Origin of the sequence: Pseudoalteromonas sp. T1lg21 (assembly GCF_002964625.1) — a bacterium.
Lineage (GTDB): Bacteria > Pseudomonadota > Gammaproteobacteria > Enterobacterales > Alteromonadaceae > Pseudoalteromonas > Pseudoalteromonas gelatinilytica.
Genome location: NZ_PQBX01000001.1, coordinates 123,577 through 141,627, shown reverse-complemented (window position 1 = coordinate 141,627; position 18,051 = coordinate 123,577). Strand labels below are relative to the sequence as shown.

Sequence of the window (18,051 nt, the reverse complement as noted above, 5' to 3'; positions counted from 1 at the left end):
ACAAAGATCCATGGAGCGGTGCGATGAGTTATTACTTACTTATTAAAAATCAATTGGCTAGTTTGTTCAGCCCCACCATTTGGGTAACATCGCAAGCAATCCCTGCGAGCTTATCTTGGCAAGACTTAAATTCTCAAATTACGCAGTTTTTACATACTGCATGGCAAATGTTACCAGCACTGACACTCGGTATTGCGGCCATCATCATTTGCTACTTATTAGCTCGTCCTTTATCGTATTTATTAATAAAGCCGCTTGGCTTTGTCAGTGAAAGTAAACTTTTACATGTAGTGACGAGGCGCTTTTTTAGCATCATTATCATCTTGTTTGGGGTGTACTTATTTTTGCGTCTTGCAGGGCTTACCAGTTTTGCTGTAGCGATTATGAGTGGGACTGGTTTAGTTGGGCTTATTTTAGGCTTTGCTTTTCGCGATATCGCTGAAAACTTTATTTCAAGCATGCTGCTCAGTGTGCAGCGCCCTTTTCGTATTGACGATGTGATTGAAGTTGATGGTCGTTTAGGGGTGGTTAAAAAGGTTACGGCTCGCGCCACCACCTTGGTGGATTTTGATGGCAATCACATTCAAATTCCTAATGCGACCGTGTATAAAAACGTCATTAAAAACCTCACTGCAAACCCGAAAATGCGGGGTCACTTTAATGTTGGCATTGGCTACGATAATGACATTCGCTACGCCCAACAATTAGCAATGAAGGTGGTTAATCAAAACCCTGCTGTTATTAATGATCCCCCAAGCCAAGTGTTAATTGATTCTTTAGGCTCAGCGACTTTAAATCTAACCATTTATTTTTGGGTTAATAGCCGCGAACACAGCACTGTCAAAGTCGCTTCACAATTAATGCGAGAATTGGTCAATACCTATTTAGCAGAGCAAATCAGCATGCCTGATGATGCTCGCGAGCGAATTATTTTAAATAGCGAGAACGATAATGAGCAGCCAAACAATAATGCAAGCGCAGAGCCAAAAACAGCAAAATCACTCGACGACCACAGCCTTGATGACGTTAGCAGTGATGCCGATGATATTCGCGAACAAGCGGATCAATCTCGCGACCCTGAACAGGGTAGCAATATAATTTAAAGTACTTGAGAGCTAGGCTTCATCATTGGGTTTATCTTGCATAGCACGCTTAAACCCTTTGACTGACGTCCCTAAATCTCCACCAATTCGAGATAATTTTTTTGTGCCAAATAACAGCACCACAATTGCGGCAATAATGGCTAATTGCCAAACACTAATTCCTGCCATAACAACCTCATTTAAAATAAAAGCGCCTTTGCAGGCGCTTGAACAACACTAATAACTGGGAATACAAAGATTAAAAGCTAGCACGTACACCTAATGCGACTTGAGTACCAAAACGCTCAAGGTAACTCACTTGGTCAGTACGCTTGGTGTAACCCCAATAACGCTCATTCGTTAAGTTCGTTGCTTCGGCAAACACTGTGAATTGGTCACTGATGTTATAGCTCATGCTGGCATCTAACTGACCATAATCAGAGATCCAATAAGGGCCACCCCACGCATCAGGATCCGACAAGAATTTGCTACGCCAGTTATACGCTAAACGTGCTTGGAAACCATATTGCTCATAGTAAACCACGGCGTTATATGAGTTTTTCGACATGCCTCTAAATGGCAAACCTGACTCTTTGAGCTCTGGCTCATCGTAGCTACTGTCAACATAAGTGTAGTTAAGCTGAAAGCCTAGGCCATTGAAAGGTTCTGGTAATAAGTTTTCAAGCGACTGCTGATAAGCAAACTCAGCACCTTTGATCGTTGCACCGTACTTACTCTTACCAGGGTAAGATGCAAAGTAACGCACACCTTCAATTTCAACTGGGCTTTCTACGTAATCGATAAATGATTTCAGGTCTTTGACAAACACCCCACCACTTAACGAGCTGCTGTCTTCAAAGTACCACTCTAAGGTCATATCGGCTTGATTAGCTTCTTCTGGTGTTAACGATGAATCGCCCATCGAAAGTTGTGGTAACCCTTCACGATACGTATCAAAGTTTGGCGCAAGCCATGGGCGTAAATAGCCTAACGATGGGCGGCTAATCACTTGTGCCGCAGAAAAACGGTAAATCAAATCATCAGTAATACTAAGCTTGAAGTTCATGCTTGGTAAAATGTTGCTGTAGTCCCCTTTAAATGATTGTTCAACAGTTTCACGCCAACCATTTTCAAGTGGTTTACCATCTTCTTGTAGGTCAATTAACGATAGATCATACACTGATCCTTTAGAGCTCACTTCTGTTTGCGAACCACGGATACCTACGTTTAACATATACGGCATATTTGCAAGAGTGCTCTCGAGCGTCACTTGCGCATACGCGGTTAGAACTTCTTCGGTTACCTCATAAGTGCCCGATGAATTGAGCGATGCAACAATACTCTTATCGGTTGCTTCAGCATTAATTGAGCGATAATAAGCAAGTAACTTATCGTAGTCGAAACTTGGCCATGGCTCTGGTGTAATGCTACTTTCGCCTTCTAAGAAGTTATCGAAATTCGCTTCAACAAACACATCGCTTGGGATTTCAAAGAGGTTAAAGTCACCCACATTCACTACGGTGCTGTCATCAAATTCATAGCCATCGCGCTCTAAATATTGACCACCATTACTGAATTGGCTGGCATTTTTTGATGCATATTCAAGCTGACTTTTAGTTTGTTCAAGGTAAGTTAAACCAAAATCAACACGGGTCACTAAATCACTTTCAGGCACAAACGTACCGGTAAACTTAAAGTCATTAACCGTGTCTTCAACCCCAGTACCTGTATTACGGCTATAGTGAGCACCGTATGATTGATCCGCAGTTAAGCCCGGCGATAAAGTAACATCTGGCAGCATATTACCCGTGGTGTAATCAATCCCAATTGAATCTATAAAACCACGCGCAACAATAAAGCGGTTATCACCCCCGTTTTCGTTTTTCGCTTTTGAATGGGCAACATCCACAGCCAGTGTTAGGCCATCCATTGGATACCATTTAGCATTAAGGGCAAACTGATAAGTATCGGTTTTACGTGGGTTGGTTAGGTTGAGTAGCTCCACCATGGTGTTACCGGTTTGCGTCATTGATACTACACGGCCTGTGTCATCAAATTCTGCATCAGTAAACACTGGCGTGCCTGGCGTCCAGCTTTCATCATAGTTAACAAAACCAATTTGATAGCGATGGCCGTCAGTATTGTAACGAGAATAAAGAGCATCAAAGTTAATATCTAGGGTATCTGTTGGACGCCATTGCATTGCTAACGTCGCACCGACGCGTTCACGCACATCCTGCGCGTTCGCAAAATACATGTAACTCGGGATTTTTGAGGCAAATATTTCACTTTGCCCATCAATTTCTCCGTTACCGTTCATGTCGACTGGCACACCTGCGCTGTCTGCCCCCCAACCTTCTTCTTCGTCAAAAAAGCCGCTTGCCGAGTATGTGTCTGCACGTAAGGTTTTCTTAGAATACGCACCCGAGAAAAGCACACCAAAAGTATCATCATTAAAGTTGTCACCGATGATGAATGAAGCATGCGGGTGTACATCGCCTGTTCGAGATTCATAAATCCCTTTTGCTGAAGCGCTCAAGGTAAAGCCATCTTGATCTAGTGGTTTACGCGTTTCGATATCAACAACCGCACCAATGCCCCCTTCAATTAAGCGTGCTTCTGGTGACTTATACACTTGTAGTGCACCCACTAACTCTGAAGCAATCGTATCAAAGTTAAAGTCGCGGCCTGAGTTTTCAGAAGCCAGTTTACGACCATTCAACGTGGTAATGTTGTAGCCGCCACCTAAACCACGGACTAAAATATTTTGCCCCTCACCGCCATTACGAGTAATGGTGATACCCGGAATACGCTGCAATGCTTCCGCTAAGTTTTCATCGGGGAACTTACCGATGTCATCAGCGACAACGACATCAACAACCGTCGTTGCTTCTTTCTTTCGAAAGTTTGATTCTTTAATACTGCTACGGATCCCTGTAACTTCAATAACCTCAACATCCTCTTCGGCCTTACTATCGTTTTCTTGTTGCTGGGCCGTTGCAGCGAAACTGACTGATGAGGCCAGAATCGAGCTTATCAGCACGCTCAAATATGTTTTTCTAGTTGTTGTTGCCATGATGATTTCCTGTTTTTAAATGTTCAGATTTTTTCACCATAAAAATGGTAATGAGTAAGGCCTTATATTTAATCTATAACAAAATGAAACAATCTAGCAACAATAAATTACCTTTCGAAACTTTCGATAGTTACGAAATTTGTTTTATATATGAAAAAAATGGCTTCGAATGCCTTTAAATATGGGACTTTAATTTCGAAAGTTACGATAATGATTTTTTTTAAAAGATTTTCTTTCGGTGGGCTGGTACGATTTATTTTGGATAATAAAAAAGGCGGCAAAAGCCACCTTTCATCAATCCTATTTAACTAGAGAGTTAAACAGTAATCACTTCGATACCTAAGCTCGTTAATGATTCAACAAACTCTGCTGGCATATTTTTGTCGGTGACCAGCACATCGATTGATTTAAGCGGCAATACATTATACAAAGCACGCTTACCAAATTTACTTGAATCTGTGACTGCAATGACTTTATCTGCGCGGGTGCACATGGTGCGATTCAGCATTGCCTCGGGCTCATAATGGGTGGTGATCCCTGCTTCTGAGTCGATACCATCAACCCCTAAAATAACCTTTTTAAAGTTATATTTACTAAGTGCTTGCTCGACTTCATTTGAGTAAAAAGACATTGATTTCTTTCTTAATTGCCCACCCAGCATAAACACATTTGCATCTTCAATTTCAGCCAGTACATGGGCAATATTAAGGCCGTTTGTCATCACTGTGAGGCCCTGCTTATTGGTTAATGCTTTGGCAACTTCTTCTGTGGTGGTGCCAGAATCAATAATCAATGAATCGCCATCATCAACCAAACTTGCCACAGCTTTCGCTAATAACACTTTCACAGCATAGTTTTCGTTATGCTTATCTTTTACCGAAAGCTCTTTAGCCAATTTATCGCAGGCAATTGCCCCACCACGTGAACGGACAACTAAGCCTCGTTTACCGAGCTCGTTAAGATCATGGCGAATGCTAACCTCCGAAATATCAAAGGTTTTAGCAAGATCTTTAACATTTACTTTGCCATTTTCCTCGGTCATCAGGACGATTTTTTGTCTTCTTTCTATTGTGGTTAGCATAGCTGGCCTGTTGTTTTAATAGCTGCTTTCAAATTTGTAGTTCAATATTACACAATTTACAGTTTCAAAGCCAAATTTAGTTTCGAAATAAAATAAAACTTTCAAAACTTACGAATTTTGTTTTATGATTATTTCACAACAATCTTCTTTGGTGACAAAAATGACAACACAAAGCTCACTGTTAGAGCAAACAGAACACACCAATCGCACGCAATTACTGCCTATGATGATCATAGGCGGGTTGTTTTTCTTATTTGGTTTTATAACTTGGCTTAACGGCTCCTTGATCCCATTTTTACAAATGGTCTGCGATCTCAACCATATTGAAGCTTATATGGTGACACTGGTGTTTTATATCGCCTATACCGTGATGGCACTGCCAAGCGCTAAGATTTTGCAAATATTCAGCTATAAGCACGGTATGTCGTTTGGTTTAGGTACCATGGCATTGGGTGCATTGTTGTTTATTCCTGCGGCACAAATTCAAGCGTATTGGTTATTTTTGGTTGCCTTATTTACGTTAGGTAGCGGCCTCACCTTATTACAAACTGCTGCGAATCCTTACATCGTGCTAATAGGCTCTAAAGACACGGCAGCCGTGCGCATTAGCATTATGGGTATTCTCAATAAGAGTGCTGGTGTGGTTGCTCCATTGCTCTTCTCAGCGATTGTATTTAGCGACATTGCCAGCTTTAGCCCAGAGGCTTTGGCCCAATTAAACAGCATTCAAAAGCAATTACAGTTACAAGAACTGGCTAATCGTTTAATTACTCCTTACTTTGTAATGGCAATCGCATTAGCAATATTAGCGGCGTTAATCATGCTGGCCCCGCTACCTGATATTGAGCAACCAAAAACCAGCAACAATAGCGAGAGCAAATCAGTACTGCAATTTCCACACTTAGTTTTAGGCGTGATAGCCCTATTCTTTTACATAGGTGCAGAAGTCATTGCCGGCGACACTATTGGCCTTTACGGCAAAGAACAAGGGGTATTGCAGTTCGCAGAACTCACCTCTTACACCATGGGCTTTATGGTGCTAGGTTATGTTTTAGGTATCGTATTAATTCCTCGCTTTTTTAGTCAGCAACAGGCGCTGATATTTTCTGCGTTAAGTGGTTGTGTGTTTTCACTTGGTATCATTTTGATTGATCCGCAACAAACTGCGATTTCGAATTTAGTGCTCTTTTGGCTTGCTGATAACAGTTTTCCTGATACCGTGTTATTTGTTGCATTACTTGGCTTATCGAATGCGCTGGTATGGCCGACCATTTGGCCTATGGCCCTTGCAAATCTTGGCGATAAAACTCAAACCGGCGCGGCATTACTGATTATGGGGATTTCTGGTGGCGCGCTATTGCCTTTGGTATACGGTGTATTTGCAGAATATACAGGCAATGCACAACAAGCTTATTATCTGTTGATCCCTTGCTATGCGTTTATTCTTTATTACGCACTGATTGGTCACAAACTAACAAGTTGGCGTAAGTAACGACATGGGCAGGCTTAGTTGTTTTACTATTTAACTAGCCTGCAATTTTTCTGATGTGAAATAGCCCAGTAGCAAAAATTCACGCACGGTAAAAATACACTTATAAATTAAATACTCGTCACGCTTATCAAGGCTCACTTCTGAAAGAGGTAAGGCTTGCTGCGCTATTATGCGCTGTTGCTGCAGTGAAGAAATAGTAAATAAACCTGTGAGTTTATCTGCTAATTGCGACGATGAAAGAGCACCTTCTGCAATCAGCTCTGCGCCTTTTAAGCATGCCGTACGCTCAGTCGTAGTTAGTGTATTTGCTAGCATTAAATCTGTGAAAGCGACTAAATTAAAATACAGCTGTTCATTTGGCTCCAGTTCCAAAATAACCGCCTGCATTTGCGTGACCACATCCCGGTGAGCCGCTGTTTTAAGCACCTCAAAATGATTGTCATCCACTTTATCAAATAGCTGAGTCGCAGCCACTGGCGTAATAGCCGCACCGAATAATGCTGCTAAACATTTAATCGCATTTCGCCTTTGTAGATCAGCCATTGAACACCCCATTTTGATAATGTCGTGCAGCATGATCGGCGGCTCTTGCAGTAAATGCCATATAGGTTAACGAAGGGTTCTGATAACCCGACGAGCACATAAACGAGCCGTCAGTGACATAGACGTTACGCACACTATGAATTTGGTTGTAACGATTAAGCACTGAGGTTGTAGCATCATGTCCCATGCGCGCAGTTCCCATTTCGTGGATGGCTTGCCCCGGCGCTGAGCCTTTATCGTACGCTTGCACATTTTGATAACCAGCTTTGCTGAGCATCTCGACGGCTTGCGCTTTCATATCCTCGCGCATGCGCTGCTCGTTTTCAGCAAATTGGCAATCAAAATTAACTAAAGGTAATCCCCATTGATCTTTTAATACCGGATCTAAGCTCATTTTATTACGATGATAAGGCAGGCATTCACCAAAGCCTATTAATGCAACTTGCCAAGGCCCAGGTTTGGCAAGCTCTTCTCGAAAAGCCTTACCAAAGCTAAGTTCTTTAAAACCCCGTCGCCAATCTTTGCGTGTTGCGTATCCTTGATAGCCATAGCCGCGAATAAAGCTATGCTGCTCGTTATCATCAAGGTTTCGAAAACGCGGGATATGAAAGCCAACGGGTCTGTCGCCATCATTAAAGTCATCAGCAAAACCTTTTGGTTCACCCGTTGCGCCAACCCTAAAATGGTGATCCATGAGGTTATGACCAAGCTCTCCACTATCGTTCCCTAAGCCATTAGGGAAGCGTGCAGAGGTTGAATTTAATAACAAGGCTGTTGTAGCCACCGTTGATGCGCAGCAAAAAATAATCTTCGCTTGCGCGATACGCTCTTTTTTAGATTCAGCATCAATTACTTTCACACCTGTGGCCTGCCCGCTTTCTGGATTGTAAATAATCTCTTTAGCAATGGAGTGAGTCTGAATAGTGAGTCGTCCAGTACGCATCGCTGCAGGTAAGGTCGAGGCTAAACTACTAAAATAACTACCGGTTGGACAACCTCGCATACAGCGGTTGCGCTTGCTGCATGGAGCACGACCTTGCTCAGGCTTTGCCTTAGTTAAATGCGCAACTCGCCCAATGGTGAGGTGCCGATTAGTGTAGTGAGTTAATAAACTTTGTTTAAGCTGCTGCTCTACGGCATTAAGCGCAAAAGGAGGTAAGTAAGGTCCATCTGGTAGCTGAGGTAAGTTCAGTGCTTCGCCAATAACCCCGATGTAGGCTTCGACTTTATCGTACCAAGGCGCAATATCTTGATAGCGCACAGGCCAATCAACGCCGTGACCATCTTGTTTGTTGGCTGCAAAATCTATATCACTGAGGCGCAAGCATTGCCGCCCCCAAGTTAATGAGCGTCCACCAAGATGATACCCTCTGATCCAATCAAAACGCTGTGATTCTTGATAAGGGTGCTGCAAATCGTTCACAAACCAGTGTTTTATTGATTGCTTGGTGGCATAGCCAGTGCGTGCTTGTTTAGCTTGATTCTGTTTTTCTAGTAAGCTGGGCCTGTCGCGAAATGGCAGTTGCCAATCATCTTTAAAGGCAGTGATATAGTCAGTACCGTGCACAACCTGCCTACCACGTTCCAGTAGCAGTACATTGAGCCCTTTTTCGGTCAGTTCTTTAGCAGCCCAGCCGCCAGTAATGCCACTGCCAATAACAATGGCATCGAATACTTTTGCCTGCATTCCCACTTAACTTTTAAAAGATTTGCTTACCCGCACAGATCGTTGCTTGAACAGAAAAGTCTTTATCGAGCAGTGCAAAATTAGCCTGTTTACCAACCGCAATACTGCCTATTTGCTCCGCTTTATTTAAAAACTCAGCGGGTACTAAACTGGCCATTTTAGTTGCTTCAACTAGGCTTGCGTCGGTTAGGTTATAAAAACGCTCAACGCCAACTTCCATGGTTAATGTACTGCCCGCTAAAGAACCGCTCTCAGTTCGTGCAACACCTTGCTCAACCACAATAGGAAGCTCACCTAAACGGTAGCGACCATCTTGTAAGCCTCCGGCGCTCACACAGTCTGTGATCAAAGCAATTTTATCTGCTCCTTTTAAACGGTAAACCATGTTCATGATGCTCGGGTGCAAATGAATACCATCAGGAATAAGCTCAACCATGGCATCCTTGTCCATCAACAGTGCGCCAGTACAACCAGGATCACGATGATGAATACCGCGCATACCATTAAAAATATGCACACCACCGCAAGCACCATGGGCAAGAGCTTGTGTTGTTTGCTCAAAATTAGCATCTGTATGACCCAGCATCACACGCACGCCTTTATCGGTGATATAGCGGATCATGTCGGGGGATTTAAGTAGTTCTGGCGCCAACGCAAATGAGCTTAAGCAACCTTCACATGCGGCATAAATTTCATCAAATCGCTGTTTAGTAAGCTCTAAAAAAAATGACTCGTTATGCGCGCCTTTATGCGCTTCTGCAAAGAATAAACCTTCGTTATAAGCCCCTAGCAACTGCGCCCCAGCCAAGCCTTTTTGATAGGCACTCGCCATATTTTTATAAGCTTGAATTGAGACGTCCCAGTCTGCAGTCACCGTTGTGCCAACAAACCCCGTTACGCCATGCTTTGCTAAAGAACGAGAAATAATCTCTAGTGATTCTGGGGTGCCGTCCATAATATCGCAGCCTTCACGGCCATGAATATGTAAATCAATAAAGCCTGGAAATAAACTGTGCTCACCTAAATCTATTACTTCGATCTCGGGCGCCATTTGCGTAGTAATGGCAGTAATTTTACCTTGCTCGACCAAGACCACATGATCGAGTAAAACCGCATCAGCAGTCACCACTTTTGCGGCTTTTAAGTAATAGCGATTAAGATGCGTTGGAATTAGCATGAACACTTCCTATTATTGCAGCGCCTCTTACGCCGCTAGAATCACCAAATTTTGCACGCTTCACGTCAGGCACGGCAAAACCTGAAAATAAATGAGTTTGAATTGCGTCAGGGAGCTTTTCTACAATTGCATCAATGAGCGACAGCCCGCCCCCCAGTACGATAACTTCTGGGTGCAAACTTTTACTAATGGCAGCAAAGGTTTCACCAAGAATATCTAAGTAACAAGCGAGCACCTTTAATGCTTGCTCATCACCTAGTTTAATATCGTTTGCCCATTCAATCGCAGATTTAGGAGATTGCGTAATATGTTGATACAAGGTTTGTACACCAGGCCCAGCAATATAACTTTCGACACAGCCATTTAAACCACAGCCACATTTTAAAACCGGTAGCTGGTATTTTTGCTGCAAATATGCAGACAGTGGTAAATGGCCGTACTCTCCCGACATACCAAGCCTTGGTTAAACAAGGTTCCATCAATGCACATCCCTCCCGCCGCACCAGTGCCAACAATGGCACCGAATACTCGGCTATAACCTTCACCAGCTCCGCCATTAGCTTCTGATAAGGCGAAACATCGGGTGTCATTTAATATCGCAACAGGGCGTTTTAATAATGCTTGAAGATCGTTGGCAATCACTTTGCCTGTGGCACACGGCACATTAGCCGACAGCACTTTACCTTCATCATTAACGATACCTGGCATACCGATGCCCACCGCACCTTGGCAACCTGTCAGCTCATCGGCTTTAATTACCTGCTGATAAATTGCGTGCAAAAATTGCTGATAGTCATCAGTTGGCGTAGTAATACGCCAACTTTGCTGTTGCTCTAAATTATCATTAAAAATGGCGGTCTCTATTTTTGTACCACCAATATCGAGTCCGTAAACAGCCATATTTTACCCAACACTACTTAGCGAGAAGTTAATGGGTAAATAGTTACCCCTTTTACAACACGGTTAACTTCGCCCGTAGGACAAGGATTATCAGGTGTTAAACCGAGTGACATTGATTTATAAAATGCAAAAATCTGACAATAGACAATATAATACAGACCTTGCCAAACATCATCTAGCTCGACCAGTTCAGTATTTAACGCCAGCTTTTTAACCGCTAAACATTGTTGGTCATTTAATAGTTCATTAAATAAATCAGTATCATACAAACTGCTATAAAAATCACTTGAGGCCATTAACAACACTGCGGTTTTATCATTAATGATGGTTTTAGGACCATGACGAAAGCCAAGAGGGGTTTCAAAGTAACTAATTAAATCCCCATTGGTCAGCTCTAAGCACTTTAAGGCAGCTTCTTTCGCATAGCCAAGTAACGAGCCTGCCCCTAAAAACACCAAACGTTCAATATCAGTTTGCGCAAAGCCTTTGATCTCTTCAAGTTGCGTTTCGAGCATCTGCTCTGTCTGCGTAGCCACTTGTGCAAGCTGGTTAACATCAGGGGTAAAAATACATAAGGTTGAAAGCAGCATTGAGGTGAAACTGCTGGTCATTGCAAAGCTTTCATCTAAGGTTTCTTTTGGCATAAGTACACTAAAACTATTTTTTTTAGCTGCCGCCCTTTTCGCTAATTCACCATTTTCATTACAGGTAATGACTAAGTGATAGCACTTTTCAACAACTTGCTCTGCGATATCAACCGCCGCGACACTTTCAGGGCTATTACCTGAACGCGCATAAGAAATAAGTAAAGTGGGTGTGCTCTTTTGTAAAAACCCATGGGGGTTAGACACAATGTCGGTGGTGCTAACTGCGCGCACATTTAAATCAGTTTTAGCTGTTAAGTGAGGTGCTAATGCCTCGCCAACATAGGCTGATGTGCCAGCTCCTGTTAATACGATTTGTAATTCTTTTAATGCCAAAATTGGCGCTAGAAATGCATTTATTTCTGCTCGATGCGTTTCAATAATAGCCGCCGTATTGCACCATGACTCTGGCTGCTGGGAGATTTCTCTTGCTGTCCAATAAGCGTTTTGTTGCTTAAGCTCTGTTTCGTTTAATGATAAAAACTGCGTCATAATTAATTCTCTCTCAACACCACTTATTGATTACAAGCACGCGAATAGGTATTCGTGACTTCCATTATTTTATTAATTACTAACTCACGGGGTGATGAGTTAATTTGGCCATTGATCAATGCCTTATATTGCGCTGGCATAAATTGGCTAAGTAAAGTTTGTGGAATAATTTGCCCTTCTAAGTTGGCAAATAAAGTTTCTACTGTTTGCTTTATTTCATCTTCAGGCCAGTAGTAACGAATACGGTCGCTATAACTATAAGCTCTAAACAGCTTAGCTTCAGCACCTTGTGTTGGATAAAACTTATTCCAGTAATGTGGCTTTTCTAGCATGATGCGCTCACATACATCACGTAAATTTGAACGCTTAGCCGCTTCGACTAATTGATCTTCAATATAAGATAACGCAAACAACCCTTCGCGTAGTGCATAGGTAAGCTGAGGACCCACTTTTAATATGGCAAAGTGATCTTGCACCAACTCGTGATAGCAATGATCTGGCTGATAGTCGGTAGAGTGAGCTTCATAAACAAGATTATCGACAGTGGTGATAAACTCTTTCAGTTTTTGCGCTTCATTACGTTGGTAATCAAAAACTTGATGGTTATCAAATTCAACTCCAGGCTGCACAACAACAGCAATAACGCGTGACCAGACATCGCTTATGTTTAAGTTAGCAAATGCAGCCTGATGTAATTCGATTGTTTGCTGCACTCCCTCAACATGCGATACCTCAATAATTTCATGCTCTTGTGTTGCGCCACCTGGAGGAGGGACCTCAGTGCCCACTACATACAGAATATCGTTATCTTTTGCTACCGACTCAGCGGCTTGGCACATCAATGCGGCACGTTTGGCAATTTCGGCATCAGCTAAACGTTCTCCATCGTCAGCGCATGGCATACTGGCATCTAAATGAATTTTCTTAAAACCCGCACTTGCATAGGCTTTTACTAGTTCAACAGCTTTAACCATCGCAACGTCTGCAGGCTCATTTACCCAACACACTGGGCCTAAATGATCACCACCTAAAATAATGCGCTGGGTATCTAACCCTATTTTTTCCGCTATTGCATGAACAAACTCAACGAAGTCATGGGGCTTCATTCCTGTGTAACCACCAAACTGATTAACTTGATTCGCTGTCGCTTCAATTAAAATTTCGGTGTCATCATTTAGAGCTTGCAACATTGCTGCTTCGATAACGAGCGGGTGTGCACAACACACAGAATAAATACCCTGCGCTTGCCCTACTCGATTGTTATTTATAATCGTTTTTAATGCATTCATGGTTTTCTCCAAGCAGCTTACGCTAATGGTTAGATACGTGATTTGAAATTACATTAGCACAGCGCGAAACGCTGCGCAACAAAACGAAAGATAACGAAAGTCGCAAAATAAGTTAAAAACACACTTCACACGGTATTTTATAAGGATAAAAATGATAAAACCCAAAGTTACGAAAGAATTTGAAAGCATTTAATTGTAATTGACTTTGAGTTGCGATATAACAGAAACAACTGAAACCCACTATTAAAACAATCTCAGTGATTTAGGTATCGTTATGACAATAGATAGACGTAGTTTTTTAAAATCTGCCGCAGCCATTACCGCCGCGACAGTCGTGACTGGCTGTGCGAAAAGCCAACAAGGTGATAATCAAAGCACACCACTTGCAGCACAAGGTAAAAGCGTAATGGGCTTAGCTGTGCCAGCAATGGATGTGGTACGTGTTGGTTTTATTGGGGTTGGTCAACGTGGTAGCGGTCATGTAAAACACCTTTGCCATATTGAAGGTGTTGAAATTAAAGCTATTTGTGACACTGATCAGCTGATGCTAGATAAGTCTGTTAATTATGTTGTTGAAAAAGGCTTACCTAAACCAACTGCTTATACGGGTTCTGATAAAGCCTATTTAGACATGCTTGCTCGCGATGACATCGACATTGTGATCATTTCAACACCTTGGCGTTGGCATACACCAATGAGCGTCGCGACCATGGAAAGCGGTAAACATGCCTTTGTTGAAGTACCTGCAGCAACCACGATGGAAGAGTGTTGGCAACTAGTAAACACTGCTGAACGCACGCAAAAGAACTGTATGATGATGGAAAACGTTAACTACGGCCGTGACGAGTTAATGGTTTTAAACATGGTTCGTAAAGGCGTATTTGGTGAGTTATTGCATGGTGAAGCTGCTTATATTCATGACCTGCGTTGGCAAATGAAAGAAATTGACCGTAGTACAGGCTCATGGCGTACTTACTGGCATACCAAGGTAAACGGTAACTTATACCCAACCCATGGTTTAGGCCCAGTTTCTCAGTATATGAACATCAACCGTGGTGACCGCTTTGACTTTGTTACCTCAGTCAGCTCACCAGCACTTGGCCGCGCCGCCTATGCAGAGCGCGAATTCCCTGCAGGCCACGAACGCCGCTCGCTGAAATTTACCGCTGGCGACATGAACACCAGCATTATTAAAACAGTGAAAGGTCGTAGCATTATGGTTCAGCATGACACCACAAGCCCACGCCCATACAGCCGCCATAACCTAATTCAAGGTACTAATGGCACATTTGCTGGATTCCCTAATCGTATTGCTCTTGAAGATGTGCCACCAGCCATCGCGAAAATTTACCAACAGCAATATGAAGCTGAGCTCGCTGCGTGGGAAAAAGCTGGTTCACAGGGCCGTAAGCCACATATGCAAAACTTCCATAGCTGGGATCAAGATATGGAAAAATGGCGTGCTGAGTTTGATCACCCACTGTGGAAACGCATGGGTGAAGAAGCAGTACGTAACGGCGGCCACGGCGGTATGGACTTCATTATGCTTTGGCGCATGATCTACTGCTTACGCAACAATGAGCCACTCGATCAAGATGTATACGATGCCGCAGCATGGTCATCAATCTTCCCGCAAAGTATGGCATCAGTTGCTGATAGAAGTAACAGCAAAACAATTCCAGACTTTACCCGTGGCGCTTGGCAAACAGGTAAGCCACTAGGGATTGTGTCTTAACACTTCCTCTCCATGGAACACTAAAAAGCCCGCTCTTTGCCCTGCGGGCTTTTTGATTAGACTAAAACCTTACTGAGCATGAGCTGCAGCGCGGAAAATCGTGTTAGTTAACAGTACATTCATGCCTTCAAGGTAGGCGCGGTAGGTTGGTGATTGTGTAAAGCCTATTACCATGCCTTTGCCTTGCGGTTGATGAACAAGCAATGGCTTATATGCAAGCTGTGCTTTATTTTGCTGCCATAAATAACCACTTGCTAGCACATCATCCTTACCTGTAAACCACGCTAGGTTTTTACCTGAGTTCAGTTTTATAGGCGTGTAAATATCATTACCGTAAGCTACTGCAACAAGGTCTTTATCAACCCCTGCGGTTAACCAATGCTCTTGGTCTACTTCTACATTAGCAAGTACGCCGGCTACATAATCTGGTGATGTGTGAGGCTCAATGCTCGCTGCTTTTAAATCATCGCGAGAAGTGAATAACTGCCCTGCCACTTTACTGCTTTTATCATCGCTGCTGTCGGCTTTATCTTCTCGATAAGCTTGCTCGCGCTTCACATCTAATAAGCCGTAATCAGCATTAGTAGTAAAGCGGTTAGCATTACCTAAGGCAATCAATACGCCGCCTGCCTCAACCCAGCTTTTTAAATTAGCTGCGCCCGATTTACCTAATGCTTGCTCGTAATTACCTTCTGGTAAAATCACTACTTGGTAATCACTTAAATCAGCCCATGCAAGCATTGGCGTACGAATCGCCGTGACTGGGTACCCAAGCTGTCTTTCGATTACAAAACGGGTGCTACCGGCGCTTAGCTCACTGGTTGGTGCATCCCATGCAATCGCCACTTTTGGCGCTACCATTGGCACGGTTTTGTTACTACCAAAGCTTGGGCCTTCAATCACCCAACTTGAATCAACACCATCGACAACAGCCCCTGTTTGCTCGGCAATTTGACTAATTTTAGTCAGCAAGTCTTTATCGTTTAGGCGCTTTTCAATGACTAAGCTGCCCGCTGGGTAGCTAGTTTTATCACCTAATACAAAGGCTTGGTCAGCACTTTTCAGTTTAACGCCTGCTTGAAGCGCTGCAGTTAAAAAGCGTGCTGCAGCCGTGTCGCCCCACGCAACGATATAAGCCACAGAGGCTTCTGGGTTATTCACTTTGCCAAGCAATGTGTCGTTGGCCTGAACGGCTTTACTGTCGGCACTCACCGCCTTACCACAGCTATCGCTATCAACATTAAACATCATCGGTAGAGACCAACCTGTGACATCGTAAATTTCATCACCTAGGTTACGAGCGCGACGTCTTTCTTGCTCTTTGACGAATGCCTCAGCCATATCAACTTGGTCTGTAAACGTGGTACGCACAAAGACACCACGCGGCTGTGCGGTATCAATAAAATAACTACCCGCTTTGTACTTAACACCACAGGCTTTGAAGTCTTCGGTTGCTTGTTTAACTTCAACACCATGTTCAGCCATTAGGGTAGCAAGCTTGTGCGTGCCCTCACGATTGCTTTGATTAGGTAAGATATAAACACGCTCTTTGCTTTTCTTACCACTGTCAATCGCATCAATTTGATATTGATAAAAATCACCTAGTAGTTTTTCACGTTGATTGGCAGCCCCTTCGGCAGTCGAAATTGAGGCCACAAACTGACGCTTTACAGTATTAAAATACGTCAGTAGTTCACCGGTATTTTTCTCAAAAACATGGCCTCGCGCAGAGCCTACTTCGTAAGTTGATGCTGATGCACCATAAAAAACAGGCCAGCTATCACCGTAGCCTGGGTAAAAGGCATCAAAAATTTCACGGGTAAAGTAATCAAAGCCAAATTCATCAAAATACTTCGCATGATTTTGCCCAATTGCATCCATGTTTGCGATTTGGGTTTTCGTCATATGCGGATTAAATGGCTGAGCAGCCGGTGCAAAGTAGTAAGATTGGTCGCCGCCCATTTCGTGAATATCAACCACCACTTGTGGTTTATATTTATTGATTGCCGCAACTTTACCTTTACTTTCAGGCTGAGTAAGCGCTAACCAATCACGGTTCATATCAAACAGATAATGATTAGTTCGGCCTCTTGGCCACGGCTCATTATGCTCTGCACTTAACCTATCTGCACTGTGCTCAAGACCCACGGTCGCATAATAACGAGTAACAAAGCGCTCACGGCCATCAGGGTTTTGCAATGGGTCGATAAACACCACGGTGTTGTCTAAAATTTTGCTATTAACGGCATCATTCGGGGCTGCTAGTAAGTGATATGCAGTGAATAGTGCAGCATCGGTTGAGCTAATTTCATTACCGTGCACGGCATACTGAAGCCACACAGACGTCGGTAAATTTTTAATTAGCGACTTAGCTTCTTTTTCAGAGGTGATACGCGGATCAGCCAAGGCTTGGGTGTTATTGGCGAGGGTTTCTAATGAGCGAATATGCTCCGCTGTGCCAACCACCGCATAAACCAGTTCACGACCTTCCCAGCTGTTTGCGTACTTAAACACTTTAATACGATCAGGCGCAGCTTGTTCAAGGGCGCTTAAATAACGACGCATATCGTTGTAATTAGTAATGCGCTCACCTACATCGTATCCAAGTACTTTTTTAAATGTTGGTATTTGCTGATTATAAGCCGTGCCCGGCCACATTGCTTCGGTATTCGCTGCACTGGCATTAAAGCTTGCCGTTATTGCCACAACACTCACTGAAATGGCTTTTATTATTTGTTTGGCGCTCATTATTTTTCCCAAGTAAAAGTATCTGCTTTGTACATTACAAAAGTATTGAAAATAAACAAATTAAAAACGTTAGATTGGCAAAAATTAAAGACATAAAAAAACCGC

At 43.1% G+C, this 18,051-nt stretch carries 14 protein-coding genes; 3 read left to right on the top strand and 11 right to left on the bottom strand.

Translation table 11 applies throughout. The annotated features are described in order from the left end of the window. Positions 1 to 23 precede the first annotated feature (23 nt). Entirely contained in the window at positions 24 to 1,103 is a 1,080-nt protein-coding gene (locus C2M25_RS00685; RefSeq protein ID WP_063702636.1) for a mechanosensitive ion channel family protein, read from the top strand. Between the two features lie 12 nt (positions 1,104 to 1,115). On the opposite strand, the gene tatA is transcribed toward C2M25_RS00685, so the two are convergent. The 3 genes from tatA to agaR form a co-directional block, all read right to left on the bottom strand. Further along, positions 1,116 to 1,271 carry a twin-arginine translocase TatA/TatE family subunit gene (gene tatA, locus C2M25_RS00680; protein ID WP_082401550.1) on the bottom strand — a complete coding sequence of 52 codons (156 nt, stop codon included), beginning with the start codon at positions 1,269 to 1,271 and terminating at the stop codon, positions 1,116 to 1,118. Between the two features lie 70 nt (positions 1,272 to 1,341). Next, positions 1,342 to 4,158, bottom strand: coding sequence for a TonB-dependent receptor (locus C2M25_RS00675; RefSeq protein ID WP_105180134.1), 2,817 nt, complete (start codon positions 4,156 to 4,158; stop codon positions 1,342 to 1,344). A 316-nt stretch (positions 4,159 to 4,474) separates the two neighbouring features. Further along, positions 4,475 to 5,239 carry a transcriptional repressor AgaR gene (gene agaR / locus C2M25_RS00670; protein ID WP_105180133.1) on the bottom strand — a complete coding sequence of 255 codons (765 nt, stop codon included), beginning with the start codon at positions 5,237 to 5,239 and terminating at the stop codon, positions 4,475 to 4,477. A gap of 160 nt (positions 5,240 to 5,399) precedes the next feature. Here agaR and C2M25_RS00665 point away from each other — a divergent pair, with 160 nt between their 5' ends. Next, complete coding sequence (locus tag C2M25_RS00665) at positions 5,400 to 6,731, top strand: sugar MFS transporter (RefSeq protein ID WP_199775132.1); 1,332 nt, start codon at positions 5,400 to 5,402, stop codon at positions 6,729 to 6,731. A 30-nt stretch (positions 6,732 to 6,761) separates the two neighbouring features. Here the strand turns inward: C2M25_RS00665 and C2M25_RS00660 are convergent, their stop codons facing one another. From C2M25_RS00660 to C2M25_RS00635, 7 genes are read right to left on the bottom strand one after another with little or no spacing between them, the layout of a single operon-like run. After that, entirely contained in the window at positions 6,762 to 7,274 is a 513-nt protein-coding gene (locus C2M25_RS00660; protein ID WP_105174501.1) for a hypothetical protein, read from the bottom strand. After that, the gene (locus tag C2M25_RS00655) at positions 7,267 to 8,961 is read right to left on the bottom strand and encodes a GMC oxidoreductase (protein ID WP_105180132.1); all 1,695 of its coding nucleotides are present in this window, start codon (positions 8,959 to 8,961) and stop codon (positions 7,267 to 7,269) included. Before C2M25_RS00655 ends, C2M25_RS00660 begins: the two co-directional genes overlap by 8 nt. A 13-nt stretch (positions 8,962 to 8,974) precedes the next feature. After that, complete coding sequence (nagA, locus tag C2M25_RS00650; protein ID WP_105174499.1) at positions 8,975 to 10,138, bottom strand: N-acetylglucosamine-6-phosphate deacetylase; 1,164 nt, start codon at positions 10,136 to 10,138, stop codon at positions 8,975 to 8,977. After that, a complete protein-coding gene (locus C2M25_RS22150; RefSeq protein WP_267894679.1) occupies positions 10,116 to 10,589 on the bottom strand; it encodes an ROK family protein in 474 nt (157 codons plus the stop codon). The genes nagA and C2M25_RS22150 overlap by 23 nt, the downstream gene beginning before the upstream one ends. Next, positions 10,520 to 11,038, bottom strand: a complete 519-nt coding sequence (locus tag C2M25_RS22145; RefSeq protein ID WP_267894678.1) for an ROK family protein — start codon at positions 11,036 to 11,038, stop codon at positions 10,520 to 10,522. The genes C2M25_RS22150 and C2M25_RS22145 overlap by 70 nt, the downstream gene beginning before the upstream one ends. 17 nt (positions 11,039 to 11,055) lie before the next feature. Continuing rightward, positions 11,056 to 12,174, bottom strand: a complete 1,119-nt coding sequence (locus C2M25_RS00640; protein ID WP_063702646.1) for an SIS domain-containing protein — start codon at positions 12,172 to 12,174, stop codon at positions 11,056 to 11,058. 23 nt (positions 12,175 to 12,197) lie between these two features. After that, positions 12,198 to 13,463 (bottom strand): D-tagatose-bisphosphate aldolase, class II, non-catalytic subunit, encoded by a 1,266-nt coding sequence (locus tag C2M25_RS00635; protein ID WP_105180131.1) that lies wholly within the window; start codon positions 13,461 to 13,463, stop codon positions 12,198 to 12,200. Between the two features lie 274 nt (positions 13,464 to 13,737). Here C2M25_RS00635 and C2M25_RS00630 point away from each other — a divergent pair, with 274 nt between their 5' ends. Further along, positions 13,738 to 15,198, top strand: a complete 1,461-nt coding sequence (locus C2M25_RS00630) for a Gfo/Idh/MocA family protein (RefSeq protein WP_063702650.1) — start codon at positions 13,738 to 13,740, stop codon at positions 15,196 to 15,198. Positions 15,199 to 15,267: 69 nt separating this feature from the next. Here C2M25_RS00630 and C2M25_RS00625 read toward each other — a convergent pair whose 3' ends face one another. Next, positions 15,268 to 17,946: a M14 family metallopeptidase gene (locus C2M25_RS00625; protein ID WP_105180130.1), complete on the bottom strand. Its 2,679-nt coding sequence runs from the start codon at positions 17,944 to 17,946 to the stop codon at positions 15,268 to 15,270. Positions 17,947 to 18,051: the final 105 nt, after the last annotated feature.